Genomic DNA, 15,493 nt, shown 5'->3' on the forward strand with positions numbered 1-15,493 from the left:
GAAGATGGCTGCCAATCTCGACACGCAAGCGCGCTATTTCCCGCATACGCAGGATCAGCTGAAAGAAATCGCCTCGGACATCCTCCGGCACGCGAAGGCGCTCGGTGCGTCGGATGCCGCGACCGAAATCTCCGAAGGCGACGGCCTGTCGGTGTCGGTGCGCCGCGGCGAAGTCGAGACGATCGAGCACAACCGCGACAAGATGGTCGGCGTGACCGTGTTCATCGGCAAGAAGCGCGGCAACGCGAGCACGTCGGACTTCTCGCCGGCCGCGATCAAGGACACCGTCGCCGCCGCCTACAACATCGCGCGCTTCACCGCCGAGGACGACGCGGCCGGGCTCGCCGAAGCCGAGCTGCTCGAAACCGATCCGCGCAACCTCGACCTCTATCACCCGTGGGACCTGTCCGCCGACGACGCGGTCGAGCTCGCCCGCCGTGCGGAAGACGCCGCGTTCGCGGTCAGCCCGCAGATCCGCAATTCGGAAGGCGCAAGCGTGTCCGCGCAGCATTCGCAGTTCGTGCTCGCGACGTCGCGCGGCTTCCTCGCCGGCTATCCGTACTCGCGCCACTACATCGCGTGCGCGCCGATCGCAGGCAGCGGCCGCCACATGCAGCGCGACGACTGGTATTCGTCGAAGCGCAGCGCGGCCGATCTCGCGGCGCCGGAAGCGGTCGGGCGCTATGCGGCCGAACGCGCGCTCGCGCGGATGGGCGCACGCCGCCTCGATACCCGCAAGGTGCCGGTGCTGTTCGAGGCGCCGCTCGCGGCAGGCCTGCTCGGCGCGTTCGTGCAGGCGGTGAGCGGTGGCGCGCTGTACCGCAAGACGTCGTTCCTCGTCGACAGCCTCGGCAAGCCGGTGTTCGCACCGCACGTCCAGGTCGTCGAGGATCCGCACGTGCCGCGCGCGATGGGCAGCGCGCCGTTCGACGAGGAAGGCGTGCGCACGCGCGCGCGCAGCGTCGTCAAGGATGGCGTCGTCGAGGGCTATTTCCTGTCGACCTACTCGGCACGCAAGCTCGGCACGCAGACGACCGGCAACGCGGGCGGCTCGCACAACCTCGCGCTGCGCAGCAGCAACACGCAGCCGGGCGACGATTTCGACGCGATGCTGAAGAAGCTCGGCACGGGTCTCCTGCTGACCGAACTGATGGGGCAGGGCGTGAACTACGTGACGGGCGACTATTCGCGCGGCGCGGCGGGCTTCTGGGTCGAGAACGGCGTGATCCAGTATCCGGTCGAGGAGATCACCGTCGCGAGCACGCTGCAGGAGATGTTCCGGCACATCGTCGCGATCGGCGCGGATTCGATCGTGCGCGGCACGAAGGAAACCGGCTCGGTGCTGATCGAGCAGATGACGATCGCCGGGCAGTAAGCGCCCGGCGCGCCGGCCTGGCCGGCGGCATTCATGAAGGAAGCCCGACCGGCCTGTCGCCGGTCGGGCTTTTTGTCATCGAGCGGGCGTCAGACGCGCTTGCGTGCGTAGACGACGAACGCGTAGCCGAACGTGTTCGGCGCGGCCGCTTGGTGCGCATCGCGCGACACTTCCTGCCAGTGCGCGGGATCCGGCGCCGGGAACGACGCGTCGCCGTCGAAGTCGGCGTCGATCTCGGTGACGACCAGCTTGTCGGCGAGCGCGAGGCCTTCCGCATAGAGCTGCGCGCCGCCGATCAGGAACGCTTCGGCCGCACCGTCCTGCGCGGCGAGCGCGAGCGCGTCGGCGAGCGACGTGACGGTATCGCAGCCGTCGAAGCGGCGCGACGCGTCGCGCGTAACGACGATGTTGCGGCGGCCCGGCAGCGGGCGGCCGATCGATTCGTGGGTCTTGCGGCCCATCACGATCGGCGCGCCCATCGTCGTGCGCTTGAAGAAGGCGAGATCCTCGGGAAGTTTCCAGGGCAACTGGTTGTCGCGGCCGATAATGCCATTGCGGGCGCGCGCGACGATCAGGGTCAGCGTCGTCATGAAGGTCGGAAAGAGGGAAAACCGGAATGGCGCCGATTCTACCGGAATGCCGGCGCGCGCCGGCACCATGCGCGGCGGCGCGCCGCCGCGCGTACGCGTTCACCTGCCGTGCTCGTCGTCGCCAGCCGCCGCGCGCTGCTCGGTGTCCGACAGGTCGCGCAACCCGTGCGCGCCCATCAGCCGGTACAGCGTGACGCGCGAGATGCCGAGTTCCGCAGCCGCTTCCGCAAGACGATGCCGGTGACGCAGCAGCGCGGCCTCGATCGCCCGCTTTTCCGCGCGCTCGCGCGCCTCGGCCAGCGTCGTCGACTGCTGCACCGTGTACTGCCCGAGATCGAGATCGGCCGCCGAGATCAGCCGGCTGTCCGCCATCACGATCGCGCGGCGGATCCGGTTGATCAGTTCGCGCACGTTGCCGGGCCACGGGTAGCTGTACAACGCCTCGATCGCGCACGGCGTGAAGCCGCGGATCTTGCGCGCGCCATCGCTGCGGAATTTCAGCAGCACGTGGTGCGCGAGCAGTTCGATGTCCTTGCCTCGCGCACGCAGCGGCGGCTCGTCGATACGCAGCACGCACAGCCGGTGGAACAGGTCCGTGCGAAAGCGTCCGTCGCGCATCGCCGCCTCGAGATCGACGTGCGTCGCCGAGATGATCCGCACGTCGACCACAATCGATTCGTGGCCGCCGAGCCGCTCGATCTTGCCCTCCTGCAGGAAGCGCAGCATGCTTGCCTGGCTTTCGAGCGGCATGTCGCCGATCTCGTCGAGGAACAGCGTGCCGCCGTGCGCGGCCTCGACGCGGCCGATCTTGCGCTGGTTCGCGCCGGTGAACGCACCGCGCTCGTAGCCGAACAGTTCGGACTGCAGCAGGTGATGTGGAATCGCGCCGCAGTTGATCGCGACGAACGGCGCCTTGCGGCGCGTGGAGCGCTCGTGGATCGCGAGCGCGGTCAGCTCCTTGCCGGTGCCCGATTCGCCGGAGATGAACACCGTGGCATCGGTGTTCGCGACCTTGCGGATCGTGCGGAACAGCTGCTGCATCGCTTCGCAGGTGCCAACCATTTCGTCGTCGCCGGTCGCCGCGACGTCGGTCGCGAGCTCGAGATCGCACAGCGTCACCATCCCGTACGCGTGGCCGACGAGGTAGTCGATCGTCGTATGCGTCGGCGGGCCCTTCACGTAATCGAAGCAGCACTGGCGGATCAGCTTGCGGATGTCGGGCTCGGCGAGGCGCACGGCGTCGGCGAGTGCGATCCAGCCGATCTGCTGATGGCGCAGGACGGGCTCGAGCGCGGGCAGGTCGCGCGCCGCGAAACCGTCGAGATCGACGATGCCCGCGTGCGCGACTTCCGGTTTCACGAGCCGCTGCACGTCGTGCGCGGACTTCGCGCTCAGCACGTCCCAGTGACGCTCTCGCAGGTGTGCGACGAGCGCCGCGTCGGGACGGCGCGACAGATACACGAGTGGCCGGACTGCAAGCAGGTGGCCGGTCCCGGCCCCGTCCGAGTGCGCGATCGTCAGTCGCGGCACGAAACCTGGAGGGGCGGCTGGTGAGACGGGGCGGGAGTCGTGCACGGTATCCTCGCTGCGGTGTTGCGCTTCAGAACGTATACGGGAAGCGCAGGCCGACGACGTAGTTCGGCGCATCGGGCGTGAGCCCGATCGCGACCGACGCATTCATCGTCAGGTGCTTGTTGAACACATGGTTGAGGCCGAAGCCCAGTGTCGACGCGGTCGTCTGGCTGCCCGGCACGCGCTGCCATTCGCCGCCGGGTGCCTGGGTGCGGGTCGACGGTTCGATCGCCAACGTGTAGGAGATGCTTGCCGAGTCGCGCTCGGAGAACGCGAGCGCGACGCCGCCGCCCAGCTGGACGATGTCGCCGAGCTTCACTTTCGCGGGCTGCGTCTGGCCGACCACCGACGAGATGTCCGCGAACGAGCGGGCCACGTTGTACGTATAGGACAAGCTGCCGAACAGCACGATCGGGTCGTAGGTCTTCAGCGCGGACAGCCCGGCCGTGATGCTCCAGAAGCCGGTGCCGGTCGGCAACTTGCTCGGCGCGACGAGGTTCGTGTTGTTCGCATCGGCCTGCAGCAGCTTGATGCCGAACGGCGACGTGCCTGTCGGTGACTTCACGCGCAGGCTGCCGACGATGTCCGGCACGCTGCCATGTTCCTTGATGAACTGGTAGTAGATGCCGAAGTTCACGTCGCCGAGCGCGTGCGAATTCACCGAGGTATCGGACAGCGTGTTCGCCGCGCCGCCTGCGCCGCCGTTGATGAAGGTCGACGTGCGGTACATGTACGGCACGTCGACGTCGACGCTGATGCGCTCGGTGAGGCCATAGCGGACGTCCGCGTCGGACATCAGCTGGTGCGACTTCGTCTGGCCGAGATTCAGGTTGCCGAGGAAGATCGCGTCGAGCGCGAGAAAGCCGGACAGCTGCAGTTGCCGCCGGTCGTAATAGGTATCGCTGATCCCCCAGTCGATCGTCAGCTTGCGGTCGAAGAGTGGCGCGTGCTCGCGCTGCACGACCGCGTCCTCGGCCGCGGTGCGGGTGGGCTCGGCCGCTTTCTGCGTGGTGCCGATGGCGCCCGGCGTACCGGTTTCGGCGCTGCCGGCGGGCGGCGGCGGATTCACCGGCACGCCGGTCGCGGTACCGGTGCCTTCCCCCGGAGCGGGCGTGACGGGCGTGTACTGCGATACCAGCGCGGCCGGTTCGGTGGCGCCGGGCGCGCCCGGTTCGCCGCGGCCACGGCGAGCCATCTCGAGATCCACGACCTGGCGCTCGAGCGCGTCGATCTTGCGCTGCTGCGCGTCGACGACCTTCATCAACGTATTGAGCCGCTCCTCGACCGACTGGTCGGCGAGCGCCTGCGCGTGTGCGCTTTGCATAAGCGTGAAGCAGAGAACCGCGGCCGGAATGGCGGCAAACCCAACGCGCGGCTGATTTGTTGACGACTTGTGAGACATGTCCTTCCCCCCGGATGGAGCGGTCGCGAAGGGAGCCAAGAGGTCCGGTCCGCGCCCGCCTGATGCGGCACACGTAAGCGGTTGCGTGTGCGATGCCGCGGCTCGCGCGCCGCCTGTCATCTCCTCAGGAGGGCGCTGTTTTGCAGCGCCTGCAGGACGCCCATCTGACGGAGCGTCGCCGATGACATCTGCTGCGTCTGCAGCAGGAGGTGCAGCTGGTTCGAGACGATCTGGCGATTGCCTGCGACCTGCAGCAGTTGTGCGATCGAGCCGGCCTGCTGGGCGGATGCCGGCGTGATCGACTGGGTGGCCAGCCCGGCGGGTGTCTGCAGCACGACGGAGACCCCATTGCCGGTGAACGAGACGCCGGCCTTCACCGTGCCGGCCGCATTGGTCGCGGATGCGCTGGTGTTCGACGTCGAGCCGGGCAGCGGGGCGGGCGCCGGGTTTTGCGCATTGAAATCGATGACGGCGGCGTTGGTGCCGGCGTTGTTGTTGCCCGCGACTTGCGTGATCTGCGAGATGCCGTTGACCGACACCGATTGCCCGCCGGTGGCGATCGCGTTCGGGTTGGCGCCGCTCGGCGCGTCGTTGCCGTCGACGACCTTCGCGAGCGTCGTGACGTTTGCGTTGAGCTGGTTCGCGGCATTCGTGGCAGCCGACAGCGTGCCTTGCGCAATCGCGAGGGCGCCGTTCGGCAACTGCCACTGGGACACCAGGTTCAGCACGAACCCGGAAATCATCGTTGCGTCGGCGTATTTGCCGGTCTGATGGGCGAGGACGTCATCGTCGACGAGCTGCACGGCCGGTGCCGGCACCTGATTGTCGAACGGACGCAAATTGAGCGCGCCGGGCGCGTTATCGGCTGCAACGGCGCCGCTCGCGTAGCCCGCCAAGGCAGCACACCATGCGAGGCAAAGCGGCGAGAGGGAGCGTTTCATGACGGGTCAGAACAGGTCTGCCTTGATCAAGCCGAATTCGACGAAAGGAATCGCGGCGGAGCCCGTGTTGAGCGCCTGGTCGCGCAGTTTGAGCGCCAGCGATTCGTTGTTCTGCAAAAGGGGAGAGTCCTCCTTGAACGGTTTGCCCAGCACGGCGAAAACGAGGCCGTTCCAGGTCTTGACGAAGTCCTGCTCGAGCACGATGCGATTGCCGAGCGCGGGGTCGGCGAGGAAGATCCGGCCGTTTTCCGCATGCTTGACGATCACGAAGTGCTCGTATCCGTCGAGGTTCATCAGCACGAGCACGGGAATCTGCAGGTGGTACAGCGCGTCGATGCCGACCCGGAAGCCGCGACCGCGCAGGCCGAGCGTCTCGACGAACTTCTTCATGTCGAGCATCGAGAAGCCGTTCTTGACCACGACGTCGGGCGTCGAGAACGCCATCATCCGCCGGATCATTTCGGTTTCCGGAATATCGATGTCGTAGCCGTACTTGAGCAGCGTCGCGAGCGCGGCCGAGCCGCAACTGAAATCGAATTGCTGGTTGACGATGTCGCGATAGCGCAGGTCGCGCATCGATTGCAGATGCTTCGTGAGCGGCACGCCTGCGAATGTGGACGTGTCGATGCTCGATTGCGCGGCGACTGCCGCGCATCCGGTGCCGCATGCGATGGCGATGGCGACGCGCAGCGGCCACAGGCGATGTTCCCCGGACATGCTGATCTCCTGCTACGCGCGCCGCGCTGCAAGCTGTGCGGCACGGCGCGCGTTCCCCCGGTTGTAACGGTCAATGACCGTTGTTGAGCGCGGCAATTGCGAGACCGTTGTGCTGAAGGTTGCCGACACCGCCAGCAATGTTCACGCCGATGTTGCCGGTCGAGCCGTGCAGCGTGTTCGCGCCGAGCGTCGCATTGCCTTCGAAGCGTCCGCTGACCCCCGCCGCCGCGGTTTGCGTGTTGTCGTCGGTCGCGACCATCGCGACCGTCTGGGCTTGCGTCGCATTGACGGTCGTCACGGCGCCGGCCAGGCTGTTGTTCTGCACGTTGCCGATGCCCGACGCGACGTTCACGCCGACGTTGCCTGACACGTTCGACAGCGAGCCGTCGCCGACCGTCGCGTTCAGCTTGAAGTTGTTGACACTGGCGTAGCCCGCCGACGACTGCTTGCTGAAGATCTGCGCGTTGCCGAACACGTTGCCGATGTCGACCGACGCAAGCGACACGTCGTTGCTTTGCGCGTTGTCGATGCCTTCCGCGACGTTCACGCCGAGGTTGCCGGTCACGCCCGATGCGGCGTTGCTGCCGGTGCCTGCGTTCAGCACGCCGGCGTGGCGGGTGTCGACGTAGTGCGTGACGCTGCCCGTCGTGGTCACGTCAGTCTTGTCGAGGTCGAGGTTGTAGCTCCACGACTTGCTCTTCGAGAACGTCTCGGACGCGCTCTTCTCGGACGACTTGCTCGACGATTCGGTCGATGCCGACTGGTCGTGATGCACGCGCGCCTTGTAGCCGTCTTCACTTTCCGACGAGCTTGAGCTCTTCGAAGAACTCGACATGTCGTTGTGCGTCGTGCTCTTCGACGACGCACCGTCCCATGCGACACCGGCCGCGCCTGCCACATAGAGGCTGCCGTCGAAGTTCTTGCTCTCGCTGCTGCCGCCGTTGCGACGATTGCCGGTGTGGGTATGCGTTTCGCTTGCGTTCGCAGACGCGGCGACCGTGACCGTCAGGACGCCCGCGACGGCCTGGTGACCGCTGCTGGCGCTCGTGTCCGTCGACGAGGACGAGTGCTGTGAGTTTCTGCTCGACTGCGACGTTTCGTTTTCGGCCGACGCCCATGCCGTCACGCTGCTCGAATCGTGCGACGACGCGTGCGTTTTGCTCGACTTCGACGACGACATCTTCATGAACGATTCGCTCGACGAGAACGACGAGCTGCCGTTCACCGAGACGTTCTTGTCTTCGTTGTTGAAGGTCGTCGTGACCGCACCCAGCGTGTAGCTGTGATAGTTCGGGTCGAGCGACGTCCCTTCGGGGAGCATCACGGTCTGGTTGTTGTTGATGACAGCGCCCGCGGTGCTCGTCACGGTCACGCATCCGAAGATCCGGACCCAGCCGCGAATGCCGACCGTTTCGGTTACGCCGGTCGTATTGAACAGATATACCTTCGGCGGCGCGGCATAGACGGAACCTGCCGCTGTCAAGAGGACCGCCGCTGCAATGAGTGTGCGCTTCATAGTACGCTCCGTTACGGTGATGGCTTAATTAAAAAGAGTGCCCGCCGGGGGACGGAGCACAAAACTGTTCGCCGTTGCATTACCGGCGCCGGAGGTCTGGTTGACTTGTACGATGCCGCTGATATGCTTGAAAGCGTCGCCGCTAATCGACGCCTCGGGCATAACCCGCCCGCCCACCGGGAGTCCCGGTCCTCCGTGTCCCGGGGCTGTCTCGGATAGTTCGGTATCCGAGACAGCCCTTGCTTCCGCGCCCAGCGTGCCGAGCACGGTGCTGTTGCGCTGAAGATTTCCCGCCCCTGCGCTCTGGTTCACCAGCAGTGCGCCCGAGACATTCGAAAATGCCGAGCCCTCGATGCGCGTCGTCGTGTCGCCCACGTGTGCGTGCGCGATCGCCGACTGCGTGACGCCGACGTATCCGCCGCCTGGGGTACCCATTCCCAACGCGAGCTGATTGCTCTGCGCGTTGTCGAGGCCGGCCGTTTCGTTGACCGCGATTGCGCCGGTTACACCGCTGCCTGCGTCGGTCGCAATCGTTGCGTTACCGCTGACGACCGGTTCGCTCTGTGCGAACACGCCCGGTGCAGCGAACGCGGCAACGAGTGCGATCGCGAGCGGCGCGCGAAGCGTGCGCGTGTTCACTTGATGGCTCCCAGTGCACTCGTGAGCGGGGCGATCGCACCCGTCACCGAGTTCGCGATCGTGCCGCCGATGCCGCCCGTCGTGGGTGCACCGCCGATCGCGCCGCGCACGATCGCGCTGCTGCCCGCGTCACCGGCGAGGACGCGCGTGACGGCCTGCATGCCGCTGCCGCCGAGGATCCCGCCGGGCGCGACGCCATTCGAGCCGTGCGCGTTGGTCAGGTCCGTGTCGGAGACCATCGTGGCCATCATCGGATCGAAGCTGTTCGCCGGAAACGTCGTCGCGCGCACGAGCACGGGGTCCTGGGCTTTCGGCACAGTGTCGTACGCGACGCGCGGCGTGATGTCGCGCGCGACGATGACGTCGCCGGGGTTCGCGGGCTGTTCCTGCGCGAATGCCGTGCCGCAGACGATGCCGGCGAGCGTCGCGCACAGCGCGGCGAGAGCCGGGCGGCGAAGCGAAGACAGCGGAACGTTCATGTCGGGCCTCTCGGACGGCGCATCGATCGACGAGCGCCGGTGCGGTTCGGTGTCGGTTACTTGCGCGTGTAGCTCGCGTTGTTGCCTTGCATCGCGCGTTGCGCGTCGACCGGTATCGGCAGCGGCGCGGGCGGCGCGATCTCGTCCCACAACGTGACGGACGCGCTGCCGCCCGTCATCGCCGGCGTCGTGGAGACTGTCACGATGCCCGGCGCGCGGCCGCGTTGCTGGGCTAGCGTGTTCTCGTCGAGCGGCGTATAACGCTTCATCCACGTAGCGTCCGCGAGCGGCGACGCAAACGTTGCGACGGGCGCGTCCGGCTGTACGGCTTCCTGGGCGGCTGCCGCGATCGGCAGCGATGCGGCTGCGAGCGCGATGGCCGCCGAGGCGAGGGAAAGGCGAAGGACGTGTCGCATGGCGTGTCTCCCGTGTGCGCTGTAATCAGCGAAATGCATGCCATCGACGTCAAACCGTTGCGGTGAGCGCGATCCGCATTTCGGCGTGGCGAATTGGCCGGCGAAACGCAAAAAAAATGTTTCAGGCCTGAAACGAGGGGACTTGGGAGTACTGCGGATTCAAGCAATCCGCTTCAAGGATGAAAATCAACGCTACGTGTCGATACGAAACAAGCGGCTACCGGTGCGCCTGTGCATATATGCAGAGGAATGGCCGACAACCGGTTTTGTCGGGCCGTCATTCGATCGCGCGCACGGCGTTGAAATCGGTTTGTCTTAATGGGCGCCTATAACTAAGCTGTTTTGACCAAGCAAAAAACTACACGCGAAGAGACCTGCGGCCGTAATCCGCGATTTCATGAGCGCCATCAAGCGAGGCGTGGTGCTGCCTCGCATTGCATGGTGAATCGAGCCAGCCTGGGCATGACCCGATTCGATTTTTGCGTGCGATTTGGCATGCGTCGGTAATCGTTAGACGGTTGATGACCGGGGTGAGCTTATGGAAGCCGAAGCACGGCATGTGATCTATTTCTCGAGGGAACCGAGCGATGCGTTGCGCGGCCATTTCGATGCGCGCGGCTGGCGCGTCGATCTCGCCGAAACCGTGCGCGACGTGCGACGCGTCGTGCAGCACGGCATCGCAACAGCCGGGCTGCTCGATTTCTCGTCGGGTTTCAAACCGGCCGACCTGCACGAACTCGAACCCTGCCTGACGATTCCGCACATCGGCTGGATCGCGGCGACGCAGCGCGGCCAGCTGCAGGACGCCGCGCTGCGGCACCTGATTCGCGACTACTGCTTCGATTACGTGACGATGCCGTACGAGACCTCGCGCATCGTCGAGACGATCGGCCATGCGCACGGGATGGTCGCGCTGACCGATCCGGTCCCGCTGCCGGCGGGGGCCGGGCGCGGGGAAGGCGAGATGGTCGGCACCTGCGAAGCGATGCTGGCGCTCTTCAAGATGATTCGCCGGGTGGCGACAACCGATGCGCCCGTGTTCATTTCCGGCGAATCGGGCACCGGCAAGGAACTGACGGCCGTCGCGATCCATGAGCGGTCGTCGCGCGCACAGGCGCCGTTCATCGCGATCAACTGCGGTGCGATTCCGTCGACGCTGCTGCAGGCTGAGCTGTTCGGCTACGAGCGCGGTGCATTCACCGGCGCGAACCAGCGCAAGGTCGGTCGCGTCGAGGCCGCGCACGGCGGTACGCTGTTCCTCGACGAGATCGGCGACCTGCCGCTCGAGAGCCAGGCGAGCCTGTTGCGCTTCCTGCAGGAGGGCAAGATCGAGCGGCTCGGCGCGCACGTGTCCGTGCAGGTCGACGTGCGCGTGATCTGCGCGACACATGTCGATATGGAAGCGGCGCTGCGCGAAGGGCGTTTTCGCGAGGATCTGTACCACCGGCTCTGCGTGCTGAAGGTCGAGGAGCCGCCGCTGCGCGCCCGCGGCAAGGACATCGAAGTGCTGGCGCGGCACATGCTCGAACGCTTCAAGGGCGACTCGCATCGCCGCCTGCGGGGGTTCTCGCCCGACGCGATCGCCGCGCTGTACGGCTATCCGTGGCCGGGCAACGTGCGCGAGCTGATCAACCGCGTGCGCCGCGCGATCGTGATGTCGGAAGGCCGGACGATCACCGCCGAGGATCTGGAGCTGAGCGACTTTGCGGTGCTGGCGCCCGTGTCGCTCGTCGAGGCGCGTGAGGCGGCCGAGCGGCAGGCGATCGAGCATGCGTTGCTGCGTCACCGCGGCCGTTTCGCCGACGCGGCGCGCGAGCTCGGCGTGTCGCGCGTCACGCTGTACCGGCTGATGTGCGCGCACGGCATGCGCGATCGCGGCGATGCGCTGGCCGGGTTTCCGGCGTCGTTGCCGGAGCTTCCGCGGCACGCTTGCTAGAATTGGCGGGTGCGGCCGCCCTCGCGGCCGAAGGAACCCGCATGAAACAGTATCTCGATCTCGTTCGCACCATCCTCGACACCGGTACCTGGCAGGAGAATCGCACGGGCATTCGCACCATCAGCATGCCCGGCGCGATGCTGCGCTTCGACCTCCAGCAAGGCTTTCCGGCCGTGACGACGAAGCGGCTCGCGTTCAAGTCGGCGATCGGCGAGCTGGTCGGCTTCCTGCGCGCGTCGCGCAGTGCGGCCGATTTCCGCGCGCTCGGCTGCAAGGTGTGGGACGCCAATGCGAACGAGAACGCGCAATGGCTCGCGAATCCGTATCGGCAGGGCGTCGACGATCTCGGCGACGTGTATGGCGTCCAGTGGCGCCGGTGGCCCGGCTACAAGGTGCTCGACGCGGGTGCCGACGCACAGATCGCCGATGCGACGCGCCGCGGCTTTCGCATCGTCACGCGCTTCGACGAGGACGGCGTGCCGAAGGTGTTGCTGTACAAGGCGATCGACCAGTTGCGCCAGTGCCTGGACACGATCATGCAGAACCCGTCCGACCGCCGCATCCTGTTCCACGCGTGGAATCCGGCGGTGCTCGACGAGATCGCGCTGCCGGCCTGCCATCTGCTGTACCAGTTCCTGCCGAACGCCGCGAAGCGCGAGATCTCGCTGTGCCTGTATATCCGCAGCAACGACGTCGGGCTCGGCACGCCGTTCAACCTGACCGAAGGGGCGGCGCTGCTGTCGCTGGTCGGCCGCCTGACCGGCTATACGCCGCGCTGGTTCACCTATTTCATTGGCGACGCGCACATCTACGAGAACCAGCTCGACATGCTGCAGCAGCAGCTCGCGCGCGAACCGTACGAAAGCCCGCGGCTCGTGATCGCCGACCGCGTGCCCGACTATGCGCAGACCGGCGTGTACGCGCCGGAGTGGCTCGAGAAGGTCGAGCCGTCCGATTTCTCGCTCGCCGGCTACCGGCACCATGAACCCCTGACGGCGCCGATGGCCGTCTGAGCGCGCGCGTCGGGCGCTGCGCCCGACGGTACGTCGCCGACAAATCAACGCCCCGACCGGCTTGCGCCGGTCGGGGCGTTTTGTTGTCCGCGCGTGCGCTCGCTTATTCGTGACGCCGATTGTCGTGCTGCGCTTGCGGCGGCGGGTTGCTTTGCGCGTGCTGTTGCGGCGGCGGGGCCGGGCGCGGCTCCATGCGCGGGGCCGGTGCCTGCTGCCGAGGCTCCATCCGCGGTGCGGGCATCTGCATCGCCGGCTGCGGGCGCGGCGCTTCGTGAACCGGGGCCGGCGGACGATATTCGTTCACGTGCGGCGGCGCGTAGTTCGGACGGGGCGCGGGCGCGGCGTAGTCCGGGTGCGGCCGCGGTGCCGGCGCCGCGTAATCCGGCCGCGGTTGCGCGTGCTGCGCGGGTGCCGCGAAATCGGGGCGCGGTCGCGGCTGCGGGATTTGCGTGCCGAGGTCGGCGCGCGGCTGCGGCAGCGCACGCGGCGCAGGCGCCGTTTCGCCCGGCCGTGCGGCTTGCGTGCCGCCCTGTGGCGCGGCTTCCGGGCGCGGCGTTTGCGTGCCGCCCTGCGGTGCGGCTTCCGGATGCGGCGTCTGCGTGCCGCGCATCGGCAGCAGTGCGTTCTGCCCCGCCGGGTGCGTCGCCGACAGCGGCGCGCCGGACGGCCCGGGCGCGGCGCGTTGCCGGTCGATCGGCGGATGCGGCTGCATCCACGCAGGCGACGGCGCAGCGGCGGCCTGCGCGAACCGCGCATCGCCGTGCTGGGCGGGCGTGTTGCCGAGCGACGGCGGATGCGGGACGCTCGGTTCCGGCGCGACGGCGGCATGCTGGGCTGCGGCCACGTTCGGCGCGGCGCCGTTCATCAGGTGCGGTGCGTTCGCGGCATTGCTATCCATCGGGTGGCCACCGTGTGCGGCACCCATGAGCGCTGCGGCACCCAGACCGGCGGCCGCTGCGCCGATGCCGGCCGCCGCGAGGCCGGACGGGCCCGCATGCGCTGCGGCGCCGGGGTGGTCTTCGCCCTGCACATGCGCAGGCTGCACGACCGGCCCATGCGCATTGACGAGCTGCACGTTACGCATCGCCCAGCCTTGTTGCGGGTTGCCGGGGACGCGGATCGGACGCGGCGTGTAGTCGGGCGGCGCGGCCGTCTTCACGACGGGGGCGCCCGCGCCGGGCACGCGTCCACCTTGCATTGCGAGGTGCGCGGCCGCCTGGTCGCGATACGCGGGCGGCACCGCCGGGTTGCGCGTCGCGATGACCGGGTGCTGCGCGACCGCGACCGGCGGGTGATAGGCGGCATTGCGCAGCCCGCCGGTGAAGCTCTGGCGCACCGGCGCGATGCCGGGCGTGCCGGGGATCACGTGCGCGTTGTGCCACTGCTGCGGATCGACGTGCTGCGCGAAATGCGCGACCGGCTGGCCGTGCACGAACGCGGTCGCGGGCACGGCCGTGATCGCATGCGGCGCGCGATAGTTGATGTACGTGTTGTTGATGTTGGTGATGTTGTTGATGTTCGTCACGTTCACGGTCTTGTTCACGTTGACGTTGTTCACCACGATGTTCCGGTTGACGCGGTCGTAGTAGTGGGGGCTCCAGCCGCCCCAGCCCGGATGCCAGCGCTCGCCGGGGCCGAGCGGGAACCACGCGCAGCCCGCCGCCGCGATGCCGCCGACCGCGAGGCCGACGCTCCAGTCGAAGCCGCCGCCGCCACCGCCGACGAACGCGACGAGCGCCGGCGCATAGACGGGCGGCTCGCTGACGACGACCGGGCCCGGCACCCACGCCCAGCTATCGTCGACATACGCCCAGCGGCCATAGTGATACGGCGCGAAGCCCCACGGCTGGTCGTCGACCCAGGTCCAGCCCCACGGCGCTTGCCAGATCCAGTGGCCGTCGTGATACGGCGCCCAGTCGGACGGCACGTCGTTCGGCACCCACACGGAGCCGTAGCTCGGGTCCTGGCGCCACGTGCCATTCTCATCGAGATCCTGATAGCCGGGGATGTCGCGCGACACGTAGCGGGCCGACACCGAGCGGTCCTCGGCCCCGTCGCGGCCGGCCGCCCACTGGTCGAGCGGATCGCGCCCGGGGGCGGGGGCTTCCTGCGCGACCTGCAGGTTGGTGCCGGTGAACACGACCTGCTGGCCGGCGGACAGCGGGTACTGGCCGTTGTCGCCGTAGACGGTCGCACTGCCGCGCCGCACGGTGACGGTCGTGCTCGCGCCGTCCGGCGCGACGTCGACGCGGTAGTCGCCGGGGCCGGTCAGGCCGAGCGCGAGGTTCGGCGTGTCGATTTCATACGATGTACCGGGCGGCAGCGACCGCACGTGCGTCGACACGGAGCCGAGGCCGACCTTCAGCTGCGTCGTCGTGTCGTCGAGGTTCAGCACCGACAGGCTTGTCGATTGGCCGAGCCGCACCGCGGTCGAGCCGATATGCAGTTCCGAGCGGGCGCCGGCGTCGTTCCAGAGCTGGTCCCCGGTCGTCAGCGGCCGGTTCACGGCGGCGTAAGACCACGTATCGGTGCCGGCCGGCTCGGTCGTGACCGCGCCGGACAGGTAATTGAGCCGTGCGACCCGGCCGGGCGGGTCGCCGCCCGGTTGCTGGGCGGCGGCCGCATACGGCGGCGCGTCGGTCGATTGCGCGAACGCGGGCGGCAGCGCGGCGAGCGCCGCGACGGCGAGCAACGTGAAGCGTACGGTGCGCTTGAGCGTGAACAGGGGAGCCATGGTGAGCGTCTTCGTCGTTATCCCGGCGCGTCGATTCGTGCCGTTGATTTCACAATATCCGCTCTGCCTGTTTCAATGCGCGGTGTTTTGTAAGGCCAAATGCCCGTCCTGTAACAAAACTTGTCCGTCCGGCGCGGTTGTCGTGCGGCTGTAGTGCGACTGC

General features: G+C 67.6%; 13 protein-coding genes and 1 pseudogene. 4 read left to right on the top strand and 10 right to left on the bottom strand.

The genetic code is table 11. The features are described from left to right. Positions 1 to 4 precede the first annotated feature (4 nt). Complete coding sequence (gene pmbA, locus ACV229_RS19780; RefSeq protein ID WP_448084796.1) at positions 5 to 1,375, top strand: metalloprotease PmbA; 1,371 nt, start codon at positions 5 to 7, stop codon at positions 1,373 to 1,375. An 89-nt stretch (positions 1,376 to 1,464) separates the two neighbouring features. Here the strand turns inward: pmbA and ACV229_RS19785 are convergent, their stop codons facing one another. The 9 genes and pseudogenes from ACV229_RS19785 to ACV229_RS19825 all read right to left on the bottom strand — a co-directional run bounded on the left by ACV229_RS19785 (position 1,465) and on the right by ACV229_RS19825 (position 9,647). Further along, the gene (locus ACV229_RS19785) at positions 1,465 to 1,965 is read right to left on the bottom strand and encodes a dihydrofolate reductase (protein WP_448084797.1); all 501 of its coding nucleotides are present in this window, start codon (positions 1,963 to 1,965) and stop codon (positions 1,465 to 1,467) included. A gap of 99 nt (positions 1,966 to 2,064) precedes the next feature. Continuing rightward, positions 2,065 to 3,540, bottom strand: a pseudogene (locus ACV229_RS19790) (sigma 54-interacting transcriptional regulator); the annotation flags it as partial. A gap of 25 nt (positions 3,541 to 3,565) precedes the next feature. Continuing rightward, positions 3,566 to 4,939, bottom strand: coding sequence for a hypothetical protein (locus ACV229_RS19795; protein ID WP_448084798.1), 1,374 nt, complete (start codon positions 4,937 to 4,939; stop codon positions 3,566 to 3,568). Positions 4,940 to 5,055: 116 nt separating this feature from the next. Then, positions 5,056 to 5,880 carry a peptidase C39 gene (locus ACV229_RS19800; RefSeq protein WP_448084799.1) on the bottom strand — a complete coding sequence of 275 codons (825 nt, stop codon included), beginning with the start codon at positions 5,878 to 5,880 and terminating at the stop codon, positions 5,056 to 5,058. A 6-nt stretch (positions 5,881 to 5,886) separates the two neighbouring features. Then, positions 5,887 to 6,597: a C39 family peptidase gene (locus ACV229_RS19805; protein WP_448084800.1), complete on the bottom strand. Its 711-nt coding sequence runs from the start codon at positions 6,595 to 6,597 to the stop codon at positions 5,887 to 5,889. Positions 6,598 to 6,667: 70 nt separating this feature from the next. Continuing rightward, positions 6,668 to 8,113 (bottom strand): cell wall anchor protein, encoded by a 1,446-nt coding sequence (locus tag ACV229_RS19810; RefSeq protein ID WP_448084801.1) that lies wholly within the window; start codon positions 8,111 to 8,113, stop codon positions 6,668 to 6,670. Between the two features lie 24 nt (positions 8,114 to 8,137). Next, the gene (locus ACV229_RS19815) at positions 8,138 to 8,752 is read right to left on the bottom strand and encodes a hypothetical protein (protein WP_448084802.1); all 615 of its coding nucleotides are present in this window, start codon (positions 8,750 to 8,752) and stop codon (positions 8,138 to 8,140) included. Further along, positions 8,749 to 9,231, bottom strand: coding sequence for a hypothetical protein (locus tag ACV229_RS19820; protein ID WP_448084803.1), 483 nt, complete (start codon positions 9,229 to 9,231; stop codon positions 8,749 to 8,751). The genes ACV229_RS19815 and ACV229_RS19820 overlap by 4 nt, the downstream gene beginning before the upstream one ends. Before the next feature lie 56 nt (positions 9,232 to 9,287). After that, positions 9,288 to 9,647 (bottom strand): hypothetical protein, encoded by a 360-nt coding sequence (locus ACV229_RS19825; RefSeq protein WP_448084804.1) that lies wholly within the window; start codon positions 9,645 to 9,647, stop codon positions 9,288 to 9,290. Positions 9,648 to 9,684: 37 nt separating this feature from the next. On the opposite strand from ACV229_RS19825, the gene ACV229_RS19830 reads away from it, so the two are divergent. The 3 genes from ACV229_RS19830 to ACV229_RS19840 all read left to right on the top strand — a co-directional run bounded on the left by ACV229_RS19830 (position 9,685) and on the right by ACV229_RS19840 (position 12,596). Further along, positions 9,685 to 9,966 (top strand): hypothetical protein, encoded by a 282-nt coding sequence (locus ACV229_RS19830; protein ID WP_448084805.1) that lies wholly within the window; start codon positions 9,685 to 9,687, stop codon positions 9,964 to 9,966. A 219-nt stretch (positions 9,967 to 10,185) separates the two neighbouring features. After that, positions 10,186 to 11,583 carry a sigma 54-interacting transcriptional regulator gene (locus ACV229_RS19835; RefSeq protein WP_448084806.1) on the top strand — a complete coding sequence of 466 codons (1,398 nt, stop codon included), beginning with the start codon at positions 10,186 to 10,188 and terminating at the stop codon, positions 11,581 to 11,583. A 41-nt stretch (positions 11,584 to 11,624) separates the two neighbouring features. Beyond that, positions 11,625 to 12,596: a thymidylate synthase gene (locus ACV229_RS19840; protein ID WP_448084807.1), complete on the top strand. Its 972-nt coding sequence runs from the start codon at positions 11,625 to 11,627 to the stop codon at positions 12,594 to 12,596. Positions 12,597 to 12,699: 103 nt separating this feature from the next. Here ACV229_RS19840 and ACV229_RS19845 read toward each other — a convergent pair whose 3' ends face one another. Then, entirely contained in the window at positions 12,700 to 15,330 is a 2,631-nt protein-coding gene (locus tag ACV229_RS19845) for a DUF6600 domain-containing protein (RefSeq protein ID WP_448084808.1), read from the bottom strand. Positions 15,331 to 15,493: the final 163 nt, after the last annotated feature.

Source organism: Burkholderia sp. MR1-5-21 (assembly GCF_053427715.1).

Excerpts from the sequence above, each read along its gene's own strand:
- pmbA (WP_448084796.1), top strand. The coding sequence starts at position 5 with ATGGCTGCCAATCTCGACACGCAAGCGCGCTATTTCCCGCATACGCAG.
- ACV229_RS19785 (WP_448084797.1), bottom strand. The coding sequence starts at position 1,965 with ATGACGACGCTGACCCTGATCGTCGCGCGCGCCCGCAATGGCATTATC.
- ACV229_RS19795 (WP_448084798.1), bottom strand. The coding sequence starts at position 4,939 with ATGTCTCACAAGTCGTCAACAAATCAGCCGCGCGTTGGGTTTGCCGCC.
- ACV229_RS19800 (WP_448084799.1), bottom strand. The coding sequence starts at position 5,880 with ATGAAACGCTCCCTCTCGCCGCTTTGCCTCGCATGGTGTGCTGCCTTG.
- ACV229_RS19805 (WP_448084800.1), bottom strand. The coding sequence starts at position 6,597 with ATGTCCGGGGAACATCGCCTGTGGCCGCTGCGCGTCGCCATCGCCATC.
- ACV229_RS19810 (WP_448084801.1), bottom strand. The coding sequence starts at position 8,113 with ATGAAGCGCACACTCATTGCAGCGGCGGTCCTCTTGACAGCGGCAGGT.
- ACV229_RS19820 (WP_448084803.1), bottom strand. The coding sequence starts at position 9,231 with ATGAACGTTCCGCTGTCTTCGCTTCGCCGCCCGGCTCTCGCCGCGCTG.
- ACV229_RS19825 (WP_448084804.1), bottom strand. The coding sequence starts at position 9,647 with ATGCGACACGTCCTTCGCCTTTCCCTCGCCTCGGCGGCCATCGCGCTC.
- ACV229_RS19830 (WP_448084805.1), top strand. The coding sequence starts at position 9,685 with ATGCCATCGACGTCAAACCGTTGCGGTGAGCGCGATCCGCATTTCGGC.
- ACV229_RS19835 (WP_448084806.1), top strand. The coding sequence starts at position 10,186 with ATGGAAGCCGAAGCACGGCATGTGATCTATTTCTCGAGGGAACCGAGC.
- ACV229_RS19840 (WP_448084807.1), top strand. The coding sequence starts at position 11,625 with ATGAAACAGTATCTCGATCTCGTTCGCACCATCCTCGACACCGGTACC.
- ACV229_RS19845 (WP_448084808.1), bottom strand. The coding sequence starts at position 15,330 with ATGGCTCCCCTGTTCACGCTCAAGCGCACCGTACGCTTCACGTTGCTC.